Raw genomic sequence first — 24,960 nt, 5'->3', positions numbered from 1 at the left:
TCAACGGGTGCGTGGGCCAATGAAGCGACTCTTCGCTTCTTTATGGATGCTCGGGTCGTCGGCCGACTCGATGGTGAAGACGATCTCGTTGGTGGTCGAAGGCAGCTTCTCCGGCTCGATGGACAGTTCCATCGGCAGGTTGAGGATGTCGCCCGCCGCCACCTTCAGCTCGCGCCGGCCTTCCAGGGTCAGGCCTTCGAGGCCCTTGGCGCCGAGGATGTAGGTGTGGTCCTGCTGATCCTTGTTCATGATCTTCAGGCTGTACACGTTCTCGATGCGGCCGAGTTCGTTCTCGCGGTAGAGCACGCGGTCCTTGCTAACGTCGAAGCCGACCAGCGGGCGCAGGACCACCGCGGTGATCAGGGCGGAAATCATCAGCACCAGGGCGATGGCGTAGCCGATCAGGCGCGGCCGGGCCAGGTGGGTCTTCTGGCCGTTGAGGTTGTGCTCGGTGGTGTAGCTGATCAGCCCTTTCGGGTAGTTCATCTTCTCCATGATGCTGTCGCAGGCGTCGATGCACGCGGCGCAGCCGATGCACTCGATCTGCAGGCCGTCGCGGATGTCGATGCCGGTCGGGCAGACCTGCACGCACATCGTGCAGTCGATGCAGTCGCCCAGGCCCTGGGCCTTGTAGTCGAGGGACTTCTTGCGCGGGCCGCGCTTCTCGCCACGACGCGGATCGTAGGAGACGATCAGGGTATCCTTGTCGAACATCACGCTCTGGAAGCGCGCGTAGGGGCACATGTAGATGCACACCTGCTCGCGCAGCCAGCCGGCGTTGCCGTAGGTGGCCAGGGTGAAGAAGCCGACCCAGAAGTAGGCCCAGCCGTCGGCCTGGCCGGTGAGCAGCTCGGGAATCAGCTCGCGGATCGGCGAGAAGTAGCCGACGAAGGTCAGGCCGGTGACCAGGCCGATCAGCAGCCACAGGCTGTGCTTGGCGGTCTTGCGCAGCAGCTTGTTGCCGCTCATCGGAGCCTTGTCCAGCTTGATGCGCTGGTTGCGGTCGCCTTCGGTGACCTTCTCGCACCACATGTAGATCCAGGTCCACACGCTCTGCGGGCAGGTATAGCCGCACCAGACGCGACCGGCGAACACGGTGATGAAGAACAGGCCGAAGGCGCAGACGATCAGCAGCCAGGACAGCAGCATGAAGTCCTGCGGCCAGAAGGTGGCGCCGAAGATGTAGAACTTGCGCTCGGGCAGGTCCCACCAGACGGCCTGGCGGCCGCTCCAGTTGAGCCAGACGGTACCGAAGTAGAGGAGGAAGAGCGCCGCACCGCCCACCATGCGCAGTCGGCGGAAGATACCGGTGAAGGCCCGGGTGTAGATCTTCTCGCGCTTGGCGTAGAGATCGTTGTTATTGGTGTCGCCCTTGGCAGGCGGGGTGACGTCTTGAACGGGAATCTGTTTGCTCATCAGTGCGTACCACGGCAGTGGGGGGCGCCCGGCCGGTACATGCCGACAGGGTCAGAAAATAGTTGCACGCCTACTGATTATACGCCTGATCTATCAGGCTTTTTGCGGTAACTGTGCGACTTTTGGTCGCGTATTGTCCCATTCGCGCTTTTCTTTTGCACAAAATAAAACGGCGCCGGGGTTGCCGGCGCCGTCTGGGTCGTGGGGGGGGGAGCGCTTATTCGGCGCTCTTCTCGCCGTGCGACAGGCTGTATACGTAGGCGGCCAGCAGGTGCACCTTGTCGTTGCCCAGGTGTTCCTGTTGCGCCGGCATCACGCCCTGGCGACCGTAGCGGATGGTCTGCTGCAGTTGCGCGAAGCTGGAGCCGTAGATGAACGCGCCGGGGTGGGTCAGATCGGGAGCGCCCATCGCTGGGGTGCCCTTGCCTTCCGGACCGTGGCAGGCGACGCAGGTGGTGGCGAAGACCTGCTTGCCGGCCTCGATGTCTGCCTTGGCGCCTTCCGGCAGCTTGCGGCCATCCATCTGGGTGAGGACGAAAGCGGCGACGTTCTTCACGCCTTCCTCGCCGATCACTTCACCCCAGGCCGGCATGGCGGCGTGGCGGCCAGCCATGATGGTGGTCTTGATGGTTTCCGGCTCGCCGCCCCAGCGCCAGTCGGCGTCGGTCAGGTTGGGGAAGCCGTAGGCGCCCTTGGCGTCGGAGCCGTGGCAGATCGAGCAGTTGGAGGCGAACAGGCGACCGCCCATTTTCACCGCCTGCGGATCCTTGGCGACTTCCTCGATGGGCATCGCGGCGAACTTGGCGAAGATCGGGCCGTATTTCTCGTCGGCCTTGGCCATTTCCTTTTCCCACTGGTGGACGCCGGTCCAGCCTTTTTCCTTGTCGGCGAATTCGTCGGCGGACTGGTAGCCCGGCATCAGGCCTTTCCAGGTGCCCAGGCCCGGGTACAGGGCCAGGTAGCCCACGGCGAACACCAGGGTGCCGACGAACAGCATGAACCACCACTTCGGCAGCGGGTTGTCGTACTCCTCGATGCCGTCGTAGGAGTGGCCCACGGTCTCGTCGGTGGTGCTGCTGCGCTGGCCCTTGCGGGTGGCGAAGATCAGCCAGGTCAGCGCCAGCAGGGTGCCGAGGGTGAGAGCTGTAATGTACAGACTCCAGAAGGTCGTCATTCTTTGTTACTCCTAGAAGCTTGCTCGACGTGCTTTTTGGCTTCGGGATCGTCTGCGAAGGGCAGCATCGTCGCTTCGTCGAAGCTCTTCTTGCGCTTGCCGCTGTAGGCCCAGATCACCAGGCCGATGAAGGCGACCATGATCACCACGGTGCCCAGTCCACGCAGAGTCCCGATATCCATCACACTCACCGTTTGCTCTTGATAGAGGTTCCCAGGCCTTGAAGGAACGCCACCAGGGCGTCCATCTCGGTCTTGCCCTTCACGGCTTCACGTGCACCGGCGATGTCCTCGTCGGTGTAAGGCACGCCCAGCTTGCGCAGGACTTCCATCTTGGTGGCGGTGTCCTTGCCATCAAGCTTGTTCTCTACCAGCCACGGGTAGGCAGGCATCTTCGACTCGGGCACCACGTTGCGCGGGTTGTACAGGTGCGCGCGGTGCCAGTCGTCGGAGTAACGGCCGCCGACGCGGGCCAGGTCCGGGCCGGTACGCTTGGAACCCCACAGGAAGGGGTGGTCCCAGACGCTTTCACCGGCGACCGAGTAATGGCCGTAGCGTTCGGTCTCGGCACGGAACGGACGGACCATCTGCGAGTGGCAGCCGACGCAGCCTTCGCGGATGTAGATGTCGCGACCTTCCAGTTCCAGGGCGGTACGCGGCTTCATGCCTTCGACCGGGGTATTGGTCACGTCCTGGAAGAACAGCGGAACGATCTGGGTCAGGCCGCCGATGCTGACGGCGATCACCATGAAGATGGCCAGCAGGCCGACGTTCTTCTCGAGTATTTCGTGGTTCTTCATTTACGTCGGGCTCCTCAGGCGATCTGCGCGGCGGCTTCGTATTCGGCCGGCTTGGCAGCACGCACGGTGCGCCAGGTGTTGTAGGCCATCAGCAGCATGCCGGTGAGGAAGAAACCACCGCCGATCATGCGCACGATGAAGCCCGGGTGGCTTGCGACCAGTGCTTCAACGAAGGAGTAGGTCAGGGTGCCGTCCTCGTTGACCGCGCGCCACATCAGGCCCTGGGTGATGCCGTTGACCCACATCGAGGCGATGTACAGCACGGTGCCGATGGTGGCCAGCCAGAAGTGCGCGTTGATCAGGCCGATGCTGTGCATCTGCGGGCGACCGAAGACTTTCGGGATCAGGTGGTAGAGCGAGCCGATGGAGATCATCGCCACCCAGCCGAGGGCGCCGGCGTGCACGTGGCCGATGGTCCAGTCGGTGTAGTGGGAGAGGGCGTTGACGGTCTTGATCGCCATCATCGGGCCTTCGAAGGTGGACATGCCGTAGAAGGCCAGGGATACCACCAGGAAGCGCAGGATCGGGTCGGTGCGCAGCTTATGCCAGGCGCCGGAGAGGGTCATCATGCCGTTGATCATGCCGCCCCAGCTCGGTGCCAGGAGGATCAGCGACATCACCATGCCGAGCGACTGCGCCCAGTCCGGCAGCGCGGTGTAGTGCAGGTGGTGCGGGCCGGCCCAGATGTACAGGGAGATCAGCGCCCAGAAGTGGACGATGGACAGGCGATAGGAATAGACCGGACGCTCGGCCTGCTTGGGCACGAAGTAGTACATCATGCCGAGGAAGCCGGTGGTCAGGAAGAAGCCCACGGCGTTGTGGCCGTACCACCACTGGACCATCGCATCGGTGGCGCCGGAGTAGGCGGAGTAGGACTTGAACCAGCTCACCGGCAGCGACATGTGGTTGACGATATGCAGCATCGCCGTCACCAGGATGAAGGCACCGTAGAACCAGTTGCCCACATAGATGTGCTTGACCTTGCGCTTGACGATGGTGCCGAAGAACACGATCGCGTAGGTGATCCAGACGATCGCCAGGAGGATGGCCAGCGGCCATTCCAGTTCGGCGTATTCCTTGGAGGTGGTGAAACCCTGCGGCAGGGTCAGCACGGCGCCCACGATCACGGCCTGCCAACCCCAGAAGGTGAAGGCCGCCAGCGTGTCTGAAATCAGTCGGGCTTGCGAGGTACGTTGCACCACGTAGTACGAGGTGGCGAAGAGGGCGCACCCACCGAAGGCGAAGATCACCGCGTTGGTGTGCAGGGGGCGAAGGCGGCCGAAGCTCGTCCACGGCAGGTCGAAGTTCAATTCGGGCCATACCAGTTGGGCGGCGATCAGGACACCGAGACCCATTCCAATGACCCCCCAGACCACCGTCATAACGGCGAACTGGCGGACCACCTTATAGTTATAAGCAGTCTGACTGATTGCTGTGCTCATGCTAGGGGTTCCACGGTTAATGGACTTTTTTAGGGACAAAAAATCGGCGGCAAGTATGGAGAAAGCGGGTGGGCATTGCAACGCGCCAGGCCAGGGGCGACGCCAGTTTGATGCCTGCTTCAGAGCGCTTTCCAAGGCGGCCGTATGGCTTTCTGGCGCTATCCGGACGAGTGGGTTCGGCCGGTGAAGTTAGGTGTCCCGTCGCTCTGCCGGAGAGGGACGAATGCAGAGCAGCTTAGACGCGATTGAAAAGGAAGGGTAGGAAAGGCGTCCGCTGGTGCGACACTTCGTCGCGCCGCCTGGGACTAAGGTCTGAGACCGGGGGAAGGACCCGCGCCCGGGAGGGCGCGGGTGGGGGGAGGGGTCAGTTGCTGCCCTGGTTGTGCGACAGGTTGTAGATGTAGGCGGCCAGGATGTGCACCTTTTCCTTGCCCAGGTAGGGCTCCTGGGCCGGCATCTGGCCCTGGCGGCCATGGCGGATGGTTTGTTGGAGCTGGGCGTAGCTGGAGCCGTAGATGAACGCGCCGGGGTTGGTCAGGTTCGGCGCGCCGACCAGGGCGGTACCCTTGCCTTCCGGGCCGTGGCAGGCGACGCAGTTGACCGAGAAGATCTGCTTGCCGGCCTCGACGTCGGCCTTGGTGCCTTCCGGCAGCTTCAGCCCGGCGAGTTCGGTGCGGACGTAGGCGGCGACGTTCTTCACCCCGTCTTCGCCGAGGATGTCGCCCCAGGCCGCCATGATCGCGTGGCGACCGCCGAGGATGGTGGTCTCGATGCTCTGCGGGTCACCGCCCCAGCGCCACTCGTTGTCGGCCAGGTTGGGGAAGCCGAGGGCGCCCTTGGCGTCGGAACCGTGGCAGATCGAGCAGTAGGTGGCGAACATGCGGCTGCCCATCTTCATGGCGTGCTCGTCCTTGGCCACTTCCTCGATAGGCATGGCGGCGTACTTGGCGAAGATCGGCCCATACTTCTCCTGGGCGATGTTCATCTCGCGTTCCCACTGCTTGTCCTGGGTCCAGCCGCCCTCGTAGCCCGGCAGCACGCCTTTCCAGTTACCCAGGCCCGGGTACAGGACCAGGTAGCCGACGGAGAAGACGATGGTGCCGATGTACAGCATAAACCACCACTTCGGCAGCGGGTTGTCATACTCCTCGATGCCGTCGTAGGAGTGGCCCATGGTCTTTTCGGTAGTACCCTTGGCCTCGCCCTTGCGGGTGGCGAAGACCAGCCAGAGCAGGGCGATCAAGGTACCGACGGTAAGAGCTGTGATGTACAGACTCCAGAAGGTGGTCATTCTTTGTTACTCCTAGAAGCTTGCTCGACGTGCTTTTTGGCTTCGGGATCGTCTGCGAAGGGCAGCATCGTCGCTTCGTCAAAGCTCTTCTTGCGTTTGCCGCTGTAGGCCCAGATCACCAGACCGATGAAGGCGACCATGATCAGCAGCGTGCCGAGTCCTCGCAGCGTCCCGATATCCATTGCCGTCACCGTTTGTTCTTGATCGAGGTGCCGAGCACCTGCAGGTAGGCGACCACGGCGTCCATTTCGGTCTTGCCTTTCAGCGAGTCCTTGGCGCCCTTGATGTCTTCGTCGGTATAGGGCACGCCGAGGGTGCGCATCACTTCGAGCTTCTTCTCGATGTCCTTGTCGTCGAGCTTGTTCTCCACCAGCCACGGGTAGGCCGGCATCTTCGACTCGGGTACCACGTTGCGCGGGTTGAACAGGTGTGCGCGGTGCCAGTCGTCGGAGTAGCGGCTACCGACGCGGGCCAGGTCCGGACCGGTACGCTTGGAACCCCACAGGAAGGGGTGGTCCCAGACGCTCTCGCCGGCCACCGAGTAGTGGCCGTAGCGTTCGGTTTCGGCGCGGAACGGACGGATCATCTGCGAGTGGCAGCCGACGCAGCCTTCGCGGATATAGATGTCGCGGCCTTCCAGTTGCAGCGCGGTATAGGGCTTCATGCCTTCGACCGGGGTGTTGGTCACGTCCTGGAAGAACAGCGGCACGATCTGGGTCAGGCCGCCGATGCTCACGGCCACGGCCATGCATAGCGCCAGCAGGCCGACGTTCTTCTCGAGTATTTCGTGTTTCATGCTCGGCTCCTCAGGCGATCTGTGCGGCGGCTTCGTATTCGGCCGGCTTGGCGGCACTGACGGTGCGCCAGGTGTTGTAGGCCATCAGGAACATGCCGAGCAGGAAGATGAAACCGCCGAGCATGCGCACGATGAAGCCGGGGTGGCCGGCGGCCAGCGCTTCGACGAAGGAGTAGGTCAGGGTGCCGTCCTCGTTGACCGCGCGCCACATCAGGCCCTGGGTGATGCCGTTGACCCACATCGAGGCGATGTACAGCACGGTGCCGATGGTGGCCAGCCAGAAGTGCGCGTTGATCAGGCCCAGGCTGTACATCTTCTCGCGGCCGAAGACCTTCGGGATCAGGTGGTAGAGCGAGCCGATGGAAACCATCGCGACCCAGCCGAGGGCGCCGGCGTGTACGTGGCCGATGGTCCAGTCGGTGTAGTGGGAGAGGGCGTTGACGGTCTTGATCGCCATCATCGGGCCTTCGAAGGTGGACATGCCGTAGAACGCCAGGGACACCACCAGGAAGCGCAGGATCGGGTCGCTGCGCAGCTTATGCCAGGCGCCCGAGAGGGTCATCATGCCGTTGATCATGCCGCCCCAGCTCGGCGCCAGGAGGATCAGCGACATCACCATGCCCAGCGACTGCGCCCAGTCCGGCAGCGCGGTGTAGTGCAGGTGGTGCGGGCCGGCCCAGATGTACACCGCGATCAGCGCCCAGAAGTGGACGATGGACAGGCGGTAGGAATAGACCGGACGCTCGGCCTGCTTGGGCACGAAGTAGTACATCATGCCGAGGAAGCCGGCGGTGAGGAAGAAGCCCACGGCGTTGTGCCCGTACCACCACTGGACCATGGCGTCGGTGGCGCCGGCGTACAGCGAGTAGGACTTGGTGAAGGTCACCGGCAGCTCGAGGTTGTTCACCACGTGGAGCATGGCGACGGTGAGGATGAACCCGCCGAAGAACCAGTTGCCCACATAGATGTGCTTGACCTTGCGCTTGACCAGGGTGCCGAAGAACACCACCGCGTAGGCGACCCAGACCACCGTGATCAGGATGTCGATCGGCCACTCCAGCTCGGCGTACTCCTTGGACGAGGTGTAGCCCAGCGGCAGGCTGATGGCGGCCAGCAGGATCACCAGTTGCCAGCCCCAGAAGGTGAAGGAGGCGAGGGTGTCGGAGAACAGTCGCACCTGGCAGGTGCGCTGCACCGCGTAGTAGCTGGTGGCGAACAGTGCGCAACCGCCGAAGGCGAAGATCACCGCGTTGGTGTGCAGCGGGCGCAGGCGGCCGAAGCTCGTCCACGGCAAGCCGAAGTTCAGGTCGGGCCATACCAGCTGGGCGGCGATCAGGACACCGACGGTCATGCCGACGATGCCCCAGACCACGGTCATGATGGCGAATTGGCGGACCACCTTGTAGTTATAGGCGGACTCTGGGTTAGTGGTGCTCATGCTATGGGCTTCCATCCACGGTTATACGCTATGGCTTTTTCCGGCAGTTGGGATGCCGGGCGTCCCCCCATTGGGGCTGGTCTAATTGGCGTAATTAGCGAGAGGAAGCATGGATAATGGGGCGTTATGAAATATTGATCGGGATCAATTGGCTTCCCGACCCCCACTGCATACGAGGTGTGGCAAGTTGTCGCTGAAATGGAACCGCCCGGCCGGCTCGCTGTCGGCCACCCTGATTCTCGCCCATGGCGCCGGGGCGCCGATGGACAGCCCGTTCATGGAGCGCATCGCCGAACTGCTCGCCGCCCAGGGCATCGCCGTCGCGCGCTTCGAGTTTCCCTACATGGCCCAGCGCCGCGAGGACGGCCGCAAGCGTCCGCCGAATCCGCAGGCGCAGTTGCTCGACTGCTGGCGGCGGGTCCATGCGCAGGTCCGCGAGACCCTGGACGGGCCCTTGGCCCTGGGCGGCAAGTCGATGGGCGGGCGCATGGCCAGCCTGCTGGCCGACGAGCTGGGCGCGGATGCCCTGGTCTGCCTCGGCTACCCGTTCTACGCCGCCGGCAAGCCGGAGAAGCCGCGGGTCGCGCACCTCGCCGGGCTGCGCACGCCGACCCTGATCGTCCAGGGCGAGCGCGATGCCCTGGGCAACCGCGAGGCGGTGGCGGGCTATGCGCTGGCGCCGACGATCCGCCTGCACTGGCTGGCCGCGGCGGACCACGACCTCAAGCCGCTGAAGGCCTCCGGCCTGACCCACGAGCAGCACCTGGCGGCAACGGCGCGGGAGGTGGCCGGCTTCCTTCGCGGGCTCCAGGGCCATTAACGGTTCCTTAAGGCATCCCCTCATAAGCTGCGGCGCAACCACCCTCGCATCGAGGCGTGGGCGACTGACTTCTCTGAGGGGGGAAGACATGAACATGCATGCCGACGGTGAGCAGATCACCGCTATCGATACCCGCGAACGCATCCTGCTGACGGGGGCCACCGGCTTTCTCGGCGGTTCGGTCGCCGCCCAGCTGATCGCCGCCGGGCACGGCGCCAACCTGTCCTTCCTGGTCCGCGCCGAATCCCGCCAGCAGGGGCTCGAACGCCTGCGCGGCAACCTGCTGATGCATGGCGTCGACGAAGCCGACTGCCTGGCACTGCGGGCGGAGCAGATCCTCTGCGGCGATTTCCTCGACACCTCCTGGCTGGCCCGCGAGACGCCGCGCCTGATGCAGGTGGAGCGGGTGATCAATTGCGCCGCCGTAGCGTCGTTCTCGAAGAACCCGACCATCTGGCCGGTCAACGTCGACGGCACTTTCGCCTTCGCCGACGTGCTGAGCCGTTCGAAGCGACTGAAGCGTTTCCTCCACGTCGGTACCGCGATGTGCTGCGGACCGCAGCGAGAGTCGCCGATCAGCGAGTCCTGGGAATTCCCGGCGGCGGAGCAGCAACTGGTGGACTACACCGCGTCCAAGGCGGAAATCGAGCGGCGTATGCGCGAGGAACTGCCGGGCCTGCCCCTGGTGGTGGCGCGGCCATCCATCGTGGTGGGCCACCGTACCCTTGGCTGCCAGGCCTCCGGTAGCATCTTCTGGGTCTTCCGCATGGGCTTCGCCCTGGAAAGCTTCACCTGCGGCCTGGACGAGCAGATCGACGTGATCCCGGTCGACTACTGCGCCGAGGCGCTGATCGGCCTGGCGCTGAAGCCGTGCCTGGGGCACAGCCTCTACCATATCTCCGCCGGCCATCGCGCGGCCTGCACCTTCGGTGAGATCGACGAGGCCTTCGCCCGCGCCAACGGGGCGGCGCCGGTAGGCGAGCGCTACCGCAAGGTGGAGGTGGACGACCTCAAGGAACTGGCGAAGAGCTTCGAGTCGCGCATCGGCCCGGCCAATCCGCGTCTGGTCCTGCGCGCGTTGCGCTTGTACAGCGGCTTTGCCGACCTCAACTACCTGTTCGACAACAGCCGTCTGCTTGAGGAGGGGATCTCCGCGCCACCGCGCTTCACCGACTACCTCGACGTCTGCGTGCAGTCGTCCAGCGCGGTGAGCATCCCGGCGCAGATGCAATGGGACTTCAAGTGACGGCAGGCGCGGGGAGCTTCCTCCCCGCGGCCTGATCTCAGCGGTTGAAGCGCTCGACCAGGGAATACTGGCTCTGCGCGGTGGTGGTCAGTTCCTCGCTCAGTTTCGCCGTGCGCAGCGCCTCGTCGGAGGTCTGCTCGGCGAGGGCGGCGATGGTGCTGATGTTGCGGTTGATTTCCTCGGCCACCGCGCTCTGTTCTTCCGCGGCGGCGGCGATCTGGGTGGTCATCTCGGTGATGTTGCTGACCGCCTCGCTGATGCCGACCAGCGCGCTGTCGGCTTCCAGCACCCGCTGGACCCCGGCTTCGGCCTGCTGCAGGCCGCTCTCCATGGTATGTACCGCATCGTTGGCGGTGTTCTGCAACTTGGCGATCAGATGGTGGATCTGCTCGGTGGAGGCCGCGGTGCGTTGCGCCAGCGAGCGCACTTCGTCGGCCACCACGGCGAAGCCGCGTCCCTGGTCGCCGGCCCGCGCCGCCTCGATGGCGGCGTTGAGGGCGAGCAGGTTGGTCTGGTCGGCGATGCCCTTGATCACATCGACCACGCCGCCGATCTCGTTGCTGTCCTGGGCCAGGCGACTCACCGCGGCCCCGGTCTCGCCCACCGACTCCGACAGGCGCTGGATGGCGTTGCGCGTCTCCGCGGCGATGTCGCGGCCGCGCGAGGTCAGTTCGTTGGCCTTCTGTGTGGCGTCGGCGGTCAACTGGACATTGTTCGCCACTTCCTGGGTGGTGGCGGCCATCTCGTTGACCGCGGTGGCCACCTGTTCGGTCTCTGCGCGCTGCTGTTCCAGACCGGCGGAGCTGTGGTGGGCCAGGGTGTCGGCCTGGCGCGCCTGTTCGGTGAGGTATTCGGCGGTGTCCTGCAGGCGCGTCAGGCAGGTCTTCAGGCGCGCGTCCTGGCTGAGGATGGCCATTTCCAGGCGCGCCTGCTCGCCGCGGCTGTCGGTGTACATCTGCGCGATCAGCGGGTCGGAGGTGGTCTGTTCGGCGAGCCGCATCAGGCGCTTCAGCCCGCGCTTCTGCCAGCGCAGTCCGGCCAGGCCGAGCGGAACGGCGAGCAGGCCGGCGAGGATGAAGCCCCACCAGGAGTTCAGCCAGATACCGATGAGGAAGCCGATCTGGCTGATCAGGATGAACGGCAGCCAGTCGAGCAGTACCGGCAGCCAGCGGTCGCGCCGGGGGATCGCCGGCTTGCCGGCGCCGAGGCGACGGTAGAGGGCCTCGGCGCGCTGGATCTGTTCGGCGGTCGGCTTGACCCGCACCGACTCGTAGCCGATCACCGCGCCCTGGTCGTAGATCGGCGTGACATAGGCGCTGACCCAGTAGTGGTCGCCGTTCTTGCAGCGGTTCTTGACGATCCCCATCCACGGGCGGCCGGCTTTGAGGGTGGTCCACATGTGGGCGAACACCGCCGGCGGGACGTCGGGGTGACGGATCAGATTGTGCGGCGCGGACATCAACTCCTCGCGACTGAAGCCGCTGATGTCGATGAAGGCTTCATTGCAGTAGGTAATGATGCCTTTGAGATTGGTGGTGGTGATCAGGCGTTGCTCCGCCGGATAGACGCGCTCGTGCTGGGTGATCGGTTGATTGTTGCGCATGGGCCTTCCAAAACAAGTGAAGCATTTACCTCTGCATCGGCGAAAACGCCTTTCACATGAGGGATTTGTGAATGCTTTCACGAGGAAAAACAGATAGCTATTGACCCAAAGCATGAGAACCGACCACGTGGTCGGATAGATGGCGGATTCGCTGATGGAGGTCAATACGTTACGGTTTCGTGTCATTCCCGGCGGCGCGCATGGGCTGGGGAGGGGCCTGGCGGATAAGCGCGAGGCGGCCATTCGCCGGTCCTGCGGGGTATCGGCGGATGACGCAGGGGCGTTGTTCGCCCTGCGAAGCGCCCGCCGCCCCGGGCGCCGGAATGAAAAAGGGGTGGCCGAAGCCACCCCTCCGCGCGTACCGCCGCTGCCTCAGAGCATGCTGCGCAGCACGTAGTGGAGGATGCCGCCGGCCTTGAAGTACTCGACCTCGTTGAGGGTGTCGATGCGGCAGAGGACCTTGAAGCTGTCCTGGCTGCCGTCCTCGCGGGTCACTTCCACGCTGAGCGGCATGTGCGGTTTGAGTTCGCCGCCGAGGCCGCGGATGTTCAGCACCTCCTTGCCGGTCAGCTTCAGGCTCTTGCGGTCCTGGCCGTTCTCGAACTGCAACGGCAGCACGCCCATGCCGACCAGGTTGGAGCGGTGGATGCGCTCGAAGCTCTCCGCGATCACCGCCTTCACGCCCAGCAGGTTGGTACCCTTGGCCGCCCAGTCGCGCGACGAGCCGGTGCCGTATTCCTTGCCGGCGACGATCACCAGCGGGGTGCCGTCCTGCTGGTAGCGCATGGCCGCGTCGTAGATCGCCAGTTTCTCGCCGCTGGGCACGTACAGGGTATTGCCGCCTTCCTCGCCGCCGAGCATCTCGTTCTTGATGCGGATGTTGGCGAAGGTGCCGCGCATCATCACCTCATGGTTGCCGCGACGGGAGCCGTAGGAGTTGAAGTCCTTCGGTTCCACGCCGTGCTCGCGCAGGTAGCGGCCGGCCGGGCTGTCGGCCTTGATGTTGCCGGCAGGGGAGATGTGGTCGGTGGTCACCGAGTCGCCCAGCACCGCCAGCACCCGTGCCTGCTCGACGTCGGCGATGGCCGGCGGCGCCTCGGCGATGTGTTCGAAGAACGGTGGATGCTGGATGTAGGTGGAGTCGGCCTGCCACTCGTAGGTGTCCGACTGCGGCACCTGGATCGCCTGCCATTTCTCGTCGCCGGCGAAGACCTCGGCGTACTCCTTGTGGAACATCTCGGTGTCGACCTTCTGGATCGCCTCGGCGATTTCCTTCTGGCTCGGCCAGATGTCCTTCAGGTAGACCGGCTGGCCGTCCTTGCCGGTGCCCAGCGGTTCCTCGCTGAGGTTGATCCGCACGCTGCCGGCCAGGGCGTAGGCCACCACCAGCGGCGGCGAGGCCAGCCAGTTGGTCTTCACCAACGGGTGCACGCGGCCTTCGAAGTTGCGGTTGCCGGAGAGTACCGAGGCGACGGTCAGGTCGGCCTGCTGGATGGCTTTCTCGATCGGCTCCAGCAGCGGGCCGGAGTTGCCGATGCAGGTGGTGCAGCCGTAGCCGACCAGGTCGAAGCCGAGTTCGTCGAGGTAGCGGGTCAGGCCGGCGGCCTTGAAGTAGTCGGTGACCACCTTGGAGCCCGGCGCCAGCGAACTCTTCACCCAGGGCTTGCGTTGCAGGCCTTTCTCCACCGCCTTCTTCGCCAGCAGGCCGGCGGCCATCATCACGCTGGGGTTGGAGGTGTTGGTGCAGGAGGTGATGGCGGCGATCACCACCGCGCCGTTCTTCAGGCGGTGGGTCTGGCCGTCGTGCTGGTAGTCGATCTCGCCGAAGGCGGCGTTGGCGCCGACCGCGGTGCCGCCGCCGCCCTCGCTGAGCAGGCGGCCTTCTTCGGTGCTGGAGGGATGCAGTTGCAGGCCGAGGAACTCGTTGAAGGCGCTGGCGACGTTCTGCAGGGCCACGCGGTCCTGCGGGCGCTTCGGTCCGGCCAGACTGGCCTCGACTTCGCCCATGTCCAGGTGCAGGGTGTCGGTGAACACCGGCTCGTGGCCCTTCTCGCGCCACAGGCCCTGTTCCTTGCTATAGGCCTCGACCAGCTTGACCGTGCTTTCCGGACGCCCGGAAAGGCGCAGGTAGCCGAGGGTGATCTCGTCCACCGGGAAGAAGCCGCAGGTGGCGCCGTATTCCGGGGCCATGTTGGCGATGGTGGCGCGGTCCGCCAGGGGCAGGTCGGCCAGGCCGTCGCCGTAGAACTCGACGAATTTCCCCACCACGCCCTTCTTGCGCAGCATCTGCGTGACGGTCAGCACCAGGTCGGTGGCGGTGATGCCCTCGCGCAGCTTGCCGGTGAGCTTGAAGCCGATGACCTCGGGGATCAGCATCGATACCGGCTGGCCGAGCATGGCGGCTTCCGCCTCGATGCCGCCGACGCCCCAGCCGAGCACGCCGAGGCCGTTGATCATGGTGGTGTGGGAGTCGGTGCCGACCAGGGTGTCGGGGAAGGCGTAGGTCCTGCCATCCTCGTCCTTGGTCCAGACCGTGCGGCCCAGGTACTCCAGGTTGACCTGGTGGCAGATGCCGGTGCCCGGCGGTACCACGCTGAAGTTGTCGAAGGCGTTCTGGCCCCAGCGCAGGAAGGCGTAGCGTTCGCCGTTGCGCTGCATCTCGATCTCGACGTTCTGTTCGAAGGCCGATTCGCTGGCGAACTTGTCGACCATCACCGAGTGGTCGATGACCAGGTCCACCGGCGACAGCGGGTTGATCTTCTGCGGGTCGCCGCCGGCCTTGGCCATGGCCGCGCGCATGGCGGCCAGGTCGACCACCGCGGGCACCCCGGTGAAGTCCTGCATCAGGACCCGCGCCGGGCGGTACTGGATCTCGCGGTCGGAACGGCGCTCCCTGAGCCAGCCGGCGAGGGCCTTGAGGTCGTCGCCGGTGACGGTGCTGCCGTCCTCCCAGCGCAGGAGGTTTTCCAGCAGGACCTTCAGCGACATCGGCAACTTGCCGAGATCGCCCAGGGTCCGGGCGGCTTCCGGGAGGCTGTAGTAGTGGTAGGTCTTGCCGTCCACAGCGAGACTGCGAAGGGTTTTCAGGCTGTCCAAAGCAGGCATTTCTGATTTCCTCACGGCGGGCCCGGGGGCGGCGGGCCTGGCCTCGTCCTGACGCCAGGCCCGTCGTCGAGCCGATAGTGCCTGGCTTCGCCCGGGACCCGCGGCGTCCGCGGACGCCAGGGTGCCGTTACCTCGGTAATGCGCGGTGGCCCGATCCCATCGGTACCGGCCGCTGGCGAGAGTCAGACTTTGGGATAGCGTTGTTCGAAACCTTCAAGCTAGACCGGCTCGAGGGCTCCTGCCATATACACTGGACCGACGAACGGTCGCTGCAGTTCCCTTGAGGCATGCCCGGCACTATAGTGCGCGGCCAAGGAGACAACCCCATGAATACCCTGTTGATGCACTGCCGGCCAGGCTTCGAAGGTGAAGTCTGCGCCGAAATCGCCGAGCATGCAGCCACTCTCGAGATTCCCGGCTACGCCAAGAGCAAGCCGGCCAGCGCCCACGTCGAGTTCGTCTGCCAGGACGCCGACGGCGCCGAGCGCCTGATGCGCCGCCTGCGTTTCGCCGACTTGATCTTCCCGCGCCAGTGGGCGCGCGGGCCCGGCTTCATCGAATTGCCGGAAAGCCAGCGCATCGAGGTGCTGCTGGCGGAACTGGCGAGTTATCCGGTCTGCGGTAGCCTCTGGCTGGAGGTGCTGGACACCAATGCCGGCAAGGAGGTCTCGACCTTCTGCCGCAAGTTCGAGAAACCGCTGCGCGCGGCGCTGGTGAAGGCCGGGCGGTTGCAGGAGGACCCGGCGCTGCCGCGCCTGCTGCTGACCTTCCGCTCCGGCCGGGAGGTCTTCGTCGGCCTCGCCGAGCCGCGCAACAGCGCGCTCTGGCCGATGGGCATTCCGCGCCTGAAGTTTCCCCGCGAGGCGCCGAGTCGTTCGACGCTGAAGCTGGAGGAAGCCTGGCACCAGTTCATCCCGCGCAGCGAATGGGACAAGCGTCTGGCGCCGGACATGCTCGCCGTGGACCTCGGCGCGGCGCCGGGCGGCTGGACCTGGCAACTGGTGAACCGGGAGATGCGGGTGACCGCCGTGGACAACGGGCCGATGGCGGAGAACCTGATGTATTCCGGGCTGGTCGACCACCAGAAGGTCGACGGCTACCAGTACCGCCCGCGCCAGCGGGTCGACTGGATGGTCTGCGACATCGTCGAGAAGCCGGCACGCACCGGTGCGTTGATCGAGACCTGGATCGGCGAAGGGCTTTGCCGCGAGGCGGTGGTCAACCTCAAGCTGCCGATGAAGCAGCGCTACGCCGAGGTGCGCAAGATCCTCCAGCGCCTGCGCGAGAGCTTCGACGCGCGCGGCCTGAAGGTAGCGATCGGCTGCAAGCAGCTGTATCACGACCGCGAGGAAGTGACCTGCCATCTACGCCGCCTTGAACGCTGAGGGGCGGCGGCATTCCGGCCGGGGACAGGTGACCGGCCGCGCCGCATGCGCGACAATGCGCGGATTCTGTTGCGGAGTTTCCCGATGACCCATTCTGTCGACGCCATTCTCGACGCCACCGGCCTGAACTGTCCCGAGCCGGTGATGATGCTGCACAACAAGGTCCGCGACCTGGCGCCCGGCGGCCTGCTCAAGGTGATCGCCACCGATCCCTCGACCCGCCGCGACATCCCCAAGTTCTGCGTGTTCCTCGGTCACGAGCTGGTCGAGCAGCAGGAAGAGGCGGGCACCTATCTCTACTGGATCCGCAAGAAGGCCGACTAGGCCTTCCGCGGACCCCGCCATCCCACGCGCTTCAGCGCAGCTTCTCCATGAGCTGGTAGTAACACATCCCGGCGGCCAGCATCGGATTGCCGAAGAGGTCGCCCAGCGGCACCTTGAGGTGCTTGCAACGGGCGAAGGTGTCGAACTGCTCCAGGCTCCCGCTCATCGCCTTGGCCATGATCTCGCCCATGATGTGGCTGGTGGCCACGCCATGCCCCGAGTAGCCCTGGCAGTACCAGACGTTGTCGGAGAGCTTGCCGAGCTGGGGGATGCGGTTCATCACGATGCCCATGGCGCAACTCCACTGGAACTCGATCTCCACGCCCTTCAGGCGCGGGAAGGTGCGCTCGATGCATGGCCGCAGCTCGGCGGCGATGTCCCGCGAGTCGCGGCCCGAGTAGTTGGCGCCGCCGCCGAACAGCAGGCGGCCGTCGGCGGTGGGGCGGTAGTAATCGAGGACGAAGCGGCAATCGTAGACCGCCAGCCCCTGCGGGTTGATCTCCCGTGCCAGCTCGCCCAGCGGCCGGGTGGTGACGATTCCGCCCATGGCCGGGAAGATCATCCCCTTGAGCTGCCTGCGTTCGAGCTTGTGGTAGACATCGCCGGCAAGCAGGATCTGCTGCGCCTCGATCCTTCCCTCGCGGGTGATCACCGCCGGCCGCGGGCCGTGGACGATATCCAGGACCTCGGAATGTTCGAAGATCAGCGCGCCGAGGCCGGCCGCCGCCCTGGCCTCGCCGATGCACAGGTTGAGCGGGTGCAGGTGCATGTTGCGGGTGTTCTTCAGCGCGCCGCAGTACAGCTCGGTCTCCAGGTGGGCCTGGACGCCGGCCTTGTCCAGCAGGAGCACCTGGTCGCCCATGCCGCGGCGCACCGCCTCCTCGTAGGAGGCCTGCAGCTCGCCCATGTGGCTGGCCTTCATCGCCGCGTGCAGGTGGCCATGGCGGAGGTCGCAGGCGATGCCGTACTTCTCCACCCGCTGGCGGATGATCTCGTGGCCGCGCCAGCGCAGGTGCCAGATGAAGTCCTCGACCTCGGCGCCCAGCCACTGGCGCATCTGCTTGTGCATCGCCGCGTCGCCGGACAGGCTGCCGGTGACCTGGCCGCCGTTGCGCCCGCTGGCGCCCCAGCCGATGCGATGGGTCTCGACCAGGGCCACCTTGTAGCCACGCTCGGCCAGTTCGACCGCCGTGGCGACGCCGGTGAAGCCGCCGCCGATGATGGCGATGTCGACCGTCACCGCGCCCAGCAGGGTCGGATAGTCGGTTTCCTCGTTGAGCGTGGCGGCGTAGTAGGACGGCGCGCGTTCCGCGGCCGGACGGGGATGGATTGCTGCGTTCATCGGGTATTCCTTGTTCCAGTGCGGCGCGTCCTGCCGGCGCGCCGCCGTATGCGGGCGGGTCCGGGGTGGCTCAGGCCTGGGTCAGGTACCAGCGCCAGTCCTGCTCGCCGACCTCGCCCATGAATTGCCGGTATTCCGCGCGCTTCACCGCCAGGTAGACGCCGAGGAACGGCTCGCCGAAGGCTTCCCGCGCCCACTCGGAGCCTTGCAGGGCGTCGAGGGCGGTCAGCCAGTCGGTGGGCAGGCGCTTGCCGGCCTGGGCGTAGCCATTGCCCTCCACCGGCGCGCCCGGATCGATGCCTTCGCGGATGCCGCGGTGGACCCCGGCGAGAAGCGCCGCGGCGGCCAGGTAGGGGTTGGCGTCGGCGCCGCAGATGCGGTGCTCGATATGCCGACTGGAGGCCGGGCCGCCCGGCACGCGCAGGCTCACGGTGCGGTTGTCGACGCCCCAGGTCTGCGCCAGCGGCGCGTAGCTGTTGGCCTGGAAGCGCCGGTAGGAGTTGGCGTTGGGACAGAACAGCAGGAGCGAGTCGAGCAGGCTGGCGAGCATGCCGCCGACCGCCTGGCGCAGCAACGGCGTGCCGGCGGGGTCGTCGCTGGCGAACAGGTTGTGGCCTTGTTCGTCGGCCAGGCTGACGTGCAGGTGCATGCCGGTGCCGGCCAGGTCGTCGAACGGCTTGGCCATGAAGCAGGCGAGCATTCCGTGCTTGTGCGCGACGCCCTTGACCAGGCGCTTGTAGCGGATCGCCTGGTCCATGGCGGCGAGGGCGTCGCCGTGGTCGAGGGTGATTTCCACCTGGCCCGGGGCATATTCCGAGATCGCCGTGCGTGCCGGCAGGCCCTGCGCCTTGCAGGCGGCATAGAGGTCGGCGAGGAACGGCTCGATCTGCTCCAGTTCGCGCAGGCCGTAGACCTGGGTCGCCCGTGGGCGGCCGCCATCGGCGTCGCGGGCCGGTTGCGGGCGGCCGTTGGCGTCGCGCTGACGGTCGAGCAGATAGAACTCCAGCTCGGCGGCCATCACCGGGTGATAGCCGTCGCTCTTCAGCGCGTCGATGGTGCGCACCAGGAGGTGCCGCGGATCGGCGATGCTGGCGGGCAGGCCCTCGCTCGGGTGCATGCTGACCTGCACCGCCGCCGTCGGGATCTGCCGCCAGGGCAGGCGCACCAGGCTGCCGGACAGGGGGTAGGCGCGGCAGTCGATGTCGCCGACGTCCCAGACCAGGCCGGAGTCCTCGACGTCCTCGCCGTTCATCGTCAGCCCCAGGATGGTGCTCGGCAGCGGCCGGCCGCTGCGGTAGACGGCCAGCAGTTCGTCGCGGTGCAGCAGCTTGCCGCGCGGCACGCCGTTGGCGTCGAGAATGAACAGTTCGAAGAGTTCGATATCGGGATTGGCGGCCAGGAAATCCTGGGCTTCTTGTTCGCAGGCGAAGTTCATGGGGCTCTCTTGTCGGTCTTGTCCGGTAGCGTCGCGATGCTCGCAGCGGCGCTCCGGCGACGGCAGCGTCGCGGAACGGCATGCAAGCGGCAGGCCGGGCCCGCCGTTACGCGGGGCCGGAGGGAAATCAGGCGTGACGAGCGTCCGGCGGACGCGCGTGGCGGCAATGCCAGAGCGCCCAGAAGGCCAGTTCGAGAGGGAGGGCGAGCGGCTCCAGTTCCAGCCAGCGGCTGTGCTTGCGGGGTAGACGCGCGGGCGTTCCGGCCGGGTTGGCGGAAGGCTGGTAGGGCAGGGTGCGCGTCGTCGGTAGGTGCATGAAGGAAAACTGGGCCAGGGGTTGGAACAGCCTCGCACAGGCTGACGGGTGAATTAAATGCGCTTTTTACGACCTTTGCTTGAGCGAAATCGAAACCGAAGGAAAAAGAAGGGCACCCCCGAGTGGGCTGAAGAGGCGCCCGGAAAGCGGCTCAACCCTTGTCGGCCTTGCCCGCGGCGGCGGCGAACCTGGCCAGGCGTACGTCGAGATGACGCGGGCGCCGGCCGACGTCTTCGGCGCGCTCCTTGCGGCGGATCGCGTTGCGCACCATCAGCGAACCGACATAACGGATCGGCTCCGGCGGGAAGCGACCGAGCGGTCCCTGGGTCAGCGGCGAACGGGTCCAGGGATTGTCCAGGCCGAGCGCCAGCGAAGAAAGGATCTGCCCGCCCATGTGGCATGGGCCGACGCCGCTGCCGGAGTAGCCGAAGCCGTAGAACACATTGTCGCGGCCGTCGAGCCGGCCGAAGAACGGCAGGCCGGTCACCGAGCGATCCGATGGACCGTTCCAGCTGGCCTCGATGGCGACCTCGGCGAACTCGGGGAAGAACTCCCGCAAACTGCCGCGCAGTTGCCCGAGATACGGCGAGGGGCGATCGAACACCGGCAGCATGCGTCCGCCGTAGGCGAAGGTATTGCCGCCCTTGCCGAGCATCAGCCGGCCGTCCGGAGTGTTGTGGTAGTAATGCACGAAGATCCGCGAGTCGAGCACGCTGACCCCGCTGGTCAGGCCGATCTCCTGCAGCAGGTCCGGTCGTGGCTCGGTGATGAGCATGTCGCTGGAGACGATCGCCACGCTGCGTTCGAATTGCGGGAAGGCCCTCGCCATCCAGGCGTTCAGCGCCAGCACCACGCGGTCGGCGACGACCCGCCCGTGGGGGGTGACCACTTCCGCCGGGCGGCCGTGCTCCAGTCCTCGCATCGGCGTGCCTTCGTACAGGCGTACCCCCAGTTGCAGGGCGACCCGGCGCAGGCCGCGAACCAGCTTGCCTGGCTGCACCGTCGCGGCAGCCGGCGAGAACCAGCCTTCCAGGTGCCGGCGCGAGCCGGCCAGGCGTTGCACGTCGGCCAGCGGGCGCTTGACGAAGGAGTTGATGCCATGGCGTTCCAGGGCGGCGATCACGCTGTCGGTGCTGCCGACCTGGGCCGGGTTGGTGGCGGTATAGAGGGTGCCGTCCAGCCGGTAGTCGGCCTCGACGTCGTAGCGCTGGCAGAAGGCGCCGATGGCCCGGATGCTGTCCTCGGAGGCCTTGACCAGGCGGATCGCCTCGGTGAGCCCGAACAGCCGTTCCAGGGTGAAGAATTTGGCCGACCAGGACAGCGCGCAGCCGCCGTTGCGGCCGCTGGCGCCGGCGCCGCAGAGGTCGGCCTCGACCAGCACCACGTCGAGCCCGGGATTGTGCTCCTTGAGCATGATGGCGGTCCACAGGCCGGTGTAGCCGCCGCCGACGATGCACAGGTCGGCGCGGGTATCGCCGGCCAGCGGCGGGCAGGGGGCCGCATGTTCGGAGCGTAGGGCCTGGTCCAGCCAGAAGGGTCGGAAGGTCATGGCTGTGCTCTCACTGCGGACGGGCGGCGACGACGATCATTTCCACCCGCCAGCGCGGGTCGATCAGCTCGGCCAGGCTGCAGGCGCGGGTCGGCGCCCGGCCTTCGGGAAACCACTGGTCCCAGACCTGGTTGAGACCGGCGTAGTCCTCGCGGTGGGCGAGCAGGATGCGTACCGAGAGCACCTGGCCGCGGTCGCTGCCGACGCTCTGGAGCAGCCGGTCGATGTTCTCCAGGACCTGGCGGGTCTGGTCCTGGATGTCACCGCTGGGATCGTCGGCGACCTGGCCGCCGATGTAGAGGGTGTTGCCGTGCAGGGCCATTTCGGCCCGGCGTTTGACGACTTCGAAGCGTTCGATATGCATGAGGGTTTCCCTGGCTTGAAAAGACGCTGGTGGCGCGGCGGGCGCGCCGGAGTCAGGAGCGGATCGGGCGGAAGTCCCCCAGGCTGGGGATGTTCCTGTGGCCTTTCACAACACCGTCGGGTCGGCTGTTCCAGTGCGGGAGGAGCACCGCGGTGGCGATCAGGGCGGCGACGGTGAAGCCGATGAACACCGTGTAGGTGTCGAAATAGCCGGGCAGCAGGCCACCGAGGATCGCGCCCACCGAACCGCAGCCATTGACGAAGCCGGAGGCGGTGCCGGCGGCCTCGCCGGTGCCGAAGTCGATGGCGGCGGAGCCGCAGATCATCGAGTCCGGGCCGTACAGGGTCAGTCCCATCATGAACAGCAGGCCGACCACTATCGGAATGCTGCCGGTGGTCATCGCCGGGACGAACAGCGCCAGGCAGACGGTCAGCGCCAGCAGGCTGATCACGCAGGCCGGCATGCGCCGTGCGCCGAACAGCTTGTCCGAGGCGAAGCCGATCAGGATCGGGCCGAGCAGGCCGGCTACCTCGAAGGCGGTGGGAACGATCGCCGCGCCGACCTTGCCGAGCGCCGGCATGCGTTCGTAGACGATCACCGGTCCCCACAGGAGGATCGCGTAGCGCGCCGGCTTGAGCAGGAAGTAGGCCAGGCCGAGGCAGAGCACCGTGCGGTTGCGCACCACCTTGGCGAGTACCTGCAGGCTGCCGCCGTTGCCGCCTTCCGGCCTGAAGCCGGCATAGCGCACGGCCTCGCTCGCGACCTGCGGTTCGACGGGTGGATGGCCGACGTCCTCCGGGCGGTTGCGCTGCAACAACAGGAACAGCAGGGCCACGCCGCCGACCACCGCGGCGCTGGAGTAGAACGCCGCGTGCCAGGTACCGAACACGCTGTACGCCCACCAGCCGGCGAACGGCGAGGCGACCAGTCCGCCGAAGGCGTAGCAGGTGCTCCACAGGCCGAGCACCCGACCGCGTTCGTGGGTGGCGAAGAAACTGCCGATGTTCTTGCACAGCCCCGACCAGCCGGTGGACTGCGCCAGTCCCTGGACCACCATGCAAGTGGCGAAGATCGGCAGGGTGGCGAAGGTGCCCATGACCACCGCGGCCAGTGCGGAGATCAGCAGGCCGCCGAACACCACGATGCGCGGGCCGAAGCGGTCGGCCAGCACGCCCCAGGTGAACTGGCCGACGGCATAGGCGGCGAGGTAGATGGCGTCGAGATCGGCCATCGCCATCTTGTCCAACTGGAAGCCCGGATCTTCGGCGATGCCGAGCTTGGCGACGGAAAAGGCCTTGCGGGTGAAATAGAAGGCGGCGTAGGCCAGCCAGGTGATCGCGAATATCTGCAGGCGCCAGCGCTGGAAGCTGGACACGGGAGAGGACGGCAGCGCCGTCCCGGGACGTTGATTCATGGTTCTGACCTCGATCTTGTTATCGGTGCCGGCAGGTGTGAGGGGAACACGCCTTGTTGTTGTTCTGATGAGCACTTCCGCACCGCCATGTCGCGGTGCCTGGTCAGAGGGATCTGGAGTCGGCTTCACCTCCTGGGTAAGGGTTGCGGATGCCCAGGCAGGGGCTGGCTGCCGAGGCGCTGGCGCGCTGTGGTGAAGCGATGGAAACAATTCCGGATAAATAAATGAAATCGATTTATCAAATTTTAAATATAAGTTTTACTTGTTTGTCCGTAGGCCTGGCGCGGCGTGGGTCGAGGAAGTTGACCGAACGGTCATCCCCGTGTGCGCCGCCCATGGCGCGGAACCCCTTGTCCTGCCTGGAGTGGTGAAGGTCCATGTCGGTATCCCATGCGCAGTTGAAGGCTTTCCATGCAGTCGCCGTGTACGGCAGCTTCACGCGCGCCGCCGAGCGCCTGTTTCTCACCCAGCCGGCGGTTTCCGACCAGGTGCGCAAGCTGGAGGAGCGTTACGGCGTGCTGCTGTTCCACCGTAACAAGCGCTCGGTGCGCCTGAGCGAACTGGGCGAGCGCCTGCTCGCGGTGACCCAGCGGCTGTTCGCGATCGAGGCCGAGGCGGAGGAGCTGTTGTCCGCCTCCAGCGCCCTGCAGACCGGCACCCTGACCCTGGCGGTGGATGCGCCGGTGCACGTATTGCCGCAGATCGCGCGTTTCTGCGAGCGCTATCCGGGCATCGCGGTGCGGGTGGAGACCGGCAATACCGACGAGTCTCTGCAGCGACTGTTCAGCTACCAGGCCGACCTGGCCCTGTTGGGCCGGGACGTCAGCGACGAGCGGTTGCTTTCGCTGACCCTGCGCAACGATCCGATCGTCGCCTTCGTTTCGCTCAGCCATCCGTGGGCCGGGCGCGAGTCGATCCGCCTCGCCGATCTCGACGACATGCCGCTGGTGCTGCGCGAGCAGGGCTCGGTGACCCGCCAGACCCTGGAGGAGGAGATGAGCCGCGCCGGCCTGCGGATCCGCCCGGCGATCCAGGTCGAGGGCCGCGAGGCCTCGCGCGAGGCGGTGGTGGCGGGGATCGGCGTGGGGGTGGTGTCGGCCGCGGAGTTCGGCGCCGACACGCGGGTCCATGCGCTGCCCATCGTCGATTGCCAGCGACGCCTGACCGAGACCCTGGTGTGCCTGCGCGAACAGCGCTCGCGGCGGATCGTCGAGACCTTCCTCGACCTGGTCGGCGAGGACCTGTCGGCGCCGAGCTAGGGCGCGGCTTCGCGCAAGCGAAAAAAAGCCCGGCGGATGCCGGGCTTCGAAGTCGTGCTGGCGGGCGCTCAGGCCTGCTTCTGTTCCTGCTCCAGGGACCTGTCCAGCTCGCGGCAGGCGCGCTGGATCATCACCTCGGTGATCGGGATTTCCCGGCCCTGGGCGTCGATGATGGCGCCACCGCTGTGCTGCTGCGTATTGAAGGGGATCACGCGGCGCTTGGCGGTATCGGTGTGTTGCGAATTCATTGCCCGTCTCCTCATCAGGTTTATCGGCAGTCTAGGGAGCGCAGATGAAACCGCCGTGACAAACGGCGGATGTCGTGCCGCTCCAACGCGAAAGCCATGGACCATAGCAATCTTGCAGCCGGCGTGCCAGCTTGCCGGCTACCGCTGGGTTTTTCTGGTTATAGTGGTCCGACCGGTGTGGGCGCCCTGGAGTT

23 protein-coding genes are annotated in these 24,960 nt (G+C 66.0%); 5 read left to right on the top strand and 18 right to left on the bottom strand.

All coding sequences use genetic code 11. The features are described from left to right. The 9 genes from ccoG to ccoN (M6E97_RS15180) form a co-directional block, all read right to left on the bottom strand. Entirely contained in the window at nucleotides 1-1,416 is a 1,416-nt protein-coding gene (gene ccoG, locus M6E97_RS15220; protein WP_003087288.1) for a cytochrome c oxidase accessory protein CcoG, read from the bottom strand. Nucleotides 1,417-1,633: 217 nt separating this feature from the next. After that, nucleotides 1,634-2,590, bottom strand: coding sequence for a cytochrome-c oxidase, cbb3-type subunit III (gene ccoP, locus M6E97_RS15215; protein WP_003087292.1), 957 nt, complete (start codon nucleotides 2,588-2,590; stop codon nucleotides 1,634-1,636). Further along, complete coding sequence (locus tag M6E97_RS15210; RefSeq protein WP_003087298.1) at nucleotides 2,587-2,772, bottom strand: CcoQ/FixQ family Cbb3-type cytochrome c oxidase assembly chaperone; 186 nt, start codon at nucleotides 2,770-2,772, stop codon at nucleotides 2,587-2,589. The genes ccoP (M6E97_RS15215) and M6E97_RS15210 overlap by 4 nt, the downstream gene beginning before the upstream one ends. Nucleotides 2,773-2,777: 5 nt before the next feature. Further along, complete coding sequence (gene ccoO, locus M6E97_RS15205) at nucleotides 2,778-3,389, bottom strand: cytochrome-c oxidase, cbb3-type subunit II (protein ID WP_003087303.1); 612 nt, start codon at nucleotides 3,387-3,389, stop codon at nucleotides 2,778-2,780. A 14-nt stretch (nucleotides 3,390-3,403) separates the two neighbouring features. Next, a complete protein-coding gene (gene ccoN, locus M6E97_RS15200; RefSeq protein WP_003087306.1) occupies nucleotides 3,404-4,831 on the bottom strand; it encodes a cytochrome-c oxidase, cbb3-type subunit I in 1,428 nt (475 codons plus the stop codon). A 364-nt stretch (nucleotides 4,832-5,195) separates the two neighbouring features. Beyond that, the gene (ccoP, locus tag M6E97_RS15195; RefSeq protein ID WP_003087308.1) at nucleotides 5,196-6,122 is read right to left on the bottom strand and encodes a cytochrome-c oxidase, cbb3-type subunit III; all 927 of its coding nucleotides are present in this window, start codon (nucleotides 6,120-6,122) and stop codon (nucleotides 5,196-5,198) included. Beyond that, on the bottom strand, nucleotides 6,119-6,304 hold the full coding sequence (locus tag M6E97_RS15190) for a CcoQ/FixQ family Cbb3-type cytochrome c oxidase assembly chaperone (protein WP_003087314.1): 186 nt from the start codon (nucleotides 6,302-6,304) through the stop codon (nucleotides 6,119-6,121). Before M6E97_RS15190 ends, ccoP (M6E97_RS15195) begins: the two co-directional genes overlap by 4 nt. Nucleotides 6,305-6,309: 5 nt before the next feature. Further along, nucleotides 6,310-6,918, bottom strand: coding sequence for a cytochrome-c oxidase, cbb3-type subunit II (ccoO, locus tag M6E97_RS15185; RefSeq protein ID WP_033938533.1), 609 nt, complete (start codon nucleotides 6,916-6,918; stop codon nucleotides 6,310-6,312). Nucleotides 6,919-6,928: 10 nt separating this feature from the next. Then, nucleotides 6,929-8,356 carry a cytochrome-c oxidase, cbb3-type subunit I gene (gene ccoN / locus M6E97_RS15180; RefSeq protein WP_003087322.1) on the bottom strand — a complete coding sequence of 476 codons (1,428 nt, stop codon included), beginning with the start codon at nucleotides 8,354-8,356 and terminating at the stop codon, nucleotides 6,929-6,931. A gap of 187 nt (nucleotides 8,357-8,543) precedes the next feature. On the opposite strand from ccoN (M6E97_RS15180), the gene M6E97_RS15175 reads away from it, so the two are divergent. Both M6E97_RS15175 and cprA read left to right on the top strand, forming a co-directional pair. Beyond that, nucleotides 8,544-9,176 carry an alpha/beta family hydrolase gene (locus tag M6E97_RS15175; RefSeq protein ID WP_003105994.1) on the top strand — a complete coding sequence of 211 codons (633 nt, stop codon included), beginning with the start codon at nucleotides 8,544-8,546 and terminating at the stop codon, nucleotides 9,174-9,176. 88 nt (nucleotides 9,177-9,264) lie between these two features. Then, nucleotides 9,265-10,422: a cationic peptide resistance protein CprA gene (gene cprA / locus M6E97_RS15170; RefSeq protein ID WP_003087328.1), complete on the top strand. Its 1,158-nt coding sequence runs from the start codon at nucleotides 9,265-9,267 to the stop codon at nucleotides 10,420-10,422. Between the two features lie 37 nt (nucleotides 10,423-10,459). On the opposite strand, the gene M6E97_RS15165 is transcribed toward cprA, so the two are convergent. Then, nucleotides 10,460-12,025, bottom strand: a complete 1,566-nt coding sequence (locus M6E97_RS15165) for a methyl-accepting chemotaxis protein (RefSeq protein ID WP_016253600.1) — start codon at nucleotides 12,023-12,025, stop codon at nucleotides 10,460-10,462. Nucleotides 12,026-12,397: 372 nt separating this feature from the next. Beyond that, complete coding sequence (gene acnA / locus M6E97_RS15160) at nucleotides 12,398-15,130, bottom strand: aconitate hydratase AcnA (protein ID WP_003132952.1); 2,733 nt, start codon at nucleotides 15,128-15,130, stop codon at nucleotides 12,398-12,400. 326 nt (nucleotides 15,131-15,456) lie between these two features. On the opposite strand from acnA, the gene rlmM reads away from it, so the two are divergent. Continuing rightward, nucleotides 15,457-16,515 carry a 23S rRNA (cytidine(2498)-2'-O)-methyltransferase RlmM gene (gene rlmM, locus M6E97_RS15155; RefSeq protein ID WP_003087345.1) on the top strand — a complete coding sequence of 353 codons (1,059 nt, stop codon included), beginning with the start codon at nucleotides 15,457-15,459 and terminating at the stop codon, nucleotides 16,513-16,515. Nucleotides 16,516-16,599: 84 nt separating this feature from the next. Beyond that, entirely contained in the window at nucleotides 16,600-16,839 is a 240-nt protein-coding gene (gene tusA, locus M6E97_RS15150) for a sulfurtransferase TusA (protein ID WP_003105999.1), read from the top strand. Between the two features lie 31 nt (nucleotides 16,840-16,870). Here the strand turns inward: tusA and M6E97_RS15145 are convergent, their stop codons facing one another. The 6 genes from M6E97_RS15145 to M6E97_RS15120 form a co-directional block, all read right to left on the bottom strand. Next, nucleotides 16,871-18,181 carry an NAD(P)/FAD-dependent oxidoreductase gene (locus M6E97_RS15145; protein WP_033938532.1) on the bottom strand — a complete coding sequence of 437 codons (1,311 nt, stop codon included), beginning with the start codon at nucleotides 18,179-18,181 and terminating at the stop codon, nucleotides 16,871-16,873. Between the two features lie 70 nt (nucleotides 18,182-18,251). Next, nucleotides 18,252-19,616: a glutamine synthetase family protein gene (locus M6E97_RS15140; protein WP_034005553.1), complete on the bottom strand. Its 1,365-nt coding sequence runs from the start codon at nucleotides 19,614-19,616 to the stop codon at nucleotides 18,252-18,254. A gap of 127 nt (nucleotides 19,617-19,743) precedes the next feature. After that, nucleotides 19,744-19,932, bottom strand: coding sequence for a hypothetical protein (locus tag M6E97_RS15135; protein ID WP_011666714.1), 189 nt, complete (start codon nucleotides 19,930-19,932; stop codon nucleotides 19,744-19,746). A 151-nt stretch (nucleotides 19,933-20,083) separates the two neighbouring features. Next, a complete protein-coding gene (locus M6E97_RS15130; RefSeq protein WP_003132943.1) occupies nucleotides 20,084-21,481 on the bottom strand; it encodes an FAD-dependent oxidoreductase in 1,398 nt (465 codons plus the stop codon). A 10-nt stretch (nucleotides 21,482-21,491) separates the two neighbouring features. Beyond that, complete coding sequence (locus M6E97_RS15125) at nucleotides 21,492-21,845, bottom strand: RidA family protein (protein WP_003087359.1); 354 nt, start codon at nucleotides 21,843-21,845, stop codon at nucleotides 21,492-21,494. A gap of 52 nt (nucleotides 21,846-21,897) precedes the next feature. Then, nucleotides 21,898-23,259 (bottom strand): MFS transporter, encoded by a 1,362-nt coding sequence (locus M6E97_RS15120; protein WP_003132942.1) that lies wholly within the window; start codon nucleotides 23,257-23,259, stop codon nucleotides 21,898-21,900. 377 nt (nucleotides 23,260-23,636) lie between these two features. On the opposite strand from M6E97_RS15120, the gene M6E97_RS15115 reads away from it, so the two are divergent. Continuing rightward, complete coding sequence (locus tag M6E97_RS15115; protein WP_003132941.1) at nucleotides 23,637-24,518, top strand: LysR substrate-binding domain-containing protein; 882 nt, start codon at nucleotides 23,637-23,639, stop codon at nucleotides 24,516-24,518. A 68-nt stretch (nucleotides 24,519-24,586) separates the two neighbouring features. Here M6E97_RS15115 and M6E97_RS15110 read toward each other — a convergent pair whose 3' ends face one another. Continuing rightward, nucleotides 24,587-24,766, bottom strand: a complete 180-nt coding sequence (locus tag M6E97_RS15110) for a PA1571 family protein (RefSeq protein WP_003087367.1) — start codon at nucleotides 24,764-24,766, stop codon at nucleotides 24,587-24,589. Nucleotides 24,767-24,960: the final 194 nt, after the last annotated feature.

The organism is Pseudomonas sp. B111, assembly GCF_026428275.1.
GTDB classification, from domain to species: Bacteria; Pseudomonadota; Gammaproteobacteria; order Pseudomonadales; family Pseudomonadaceae; genus Pseudomonas; species Pseudomonas aeruginosa.
This window is presented reverse-complemented; position numbering and strand designations above follow the sequence as displayed.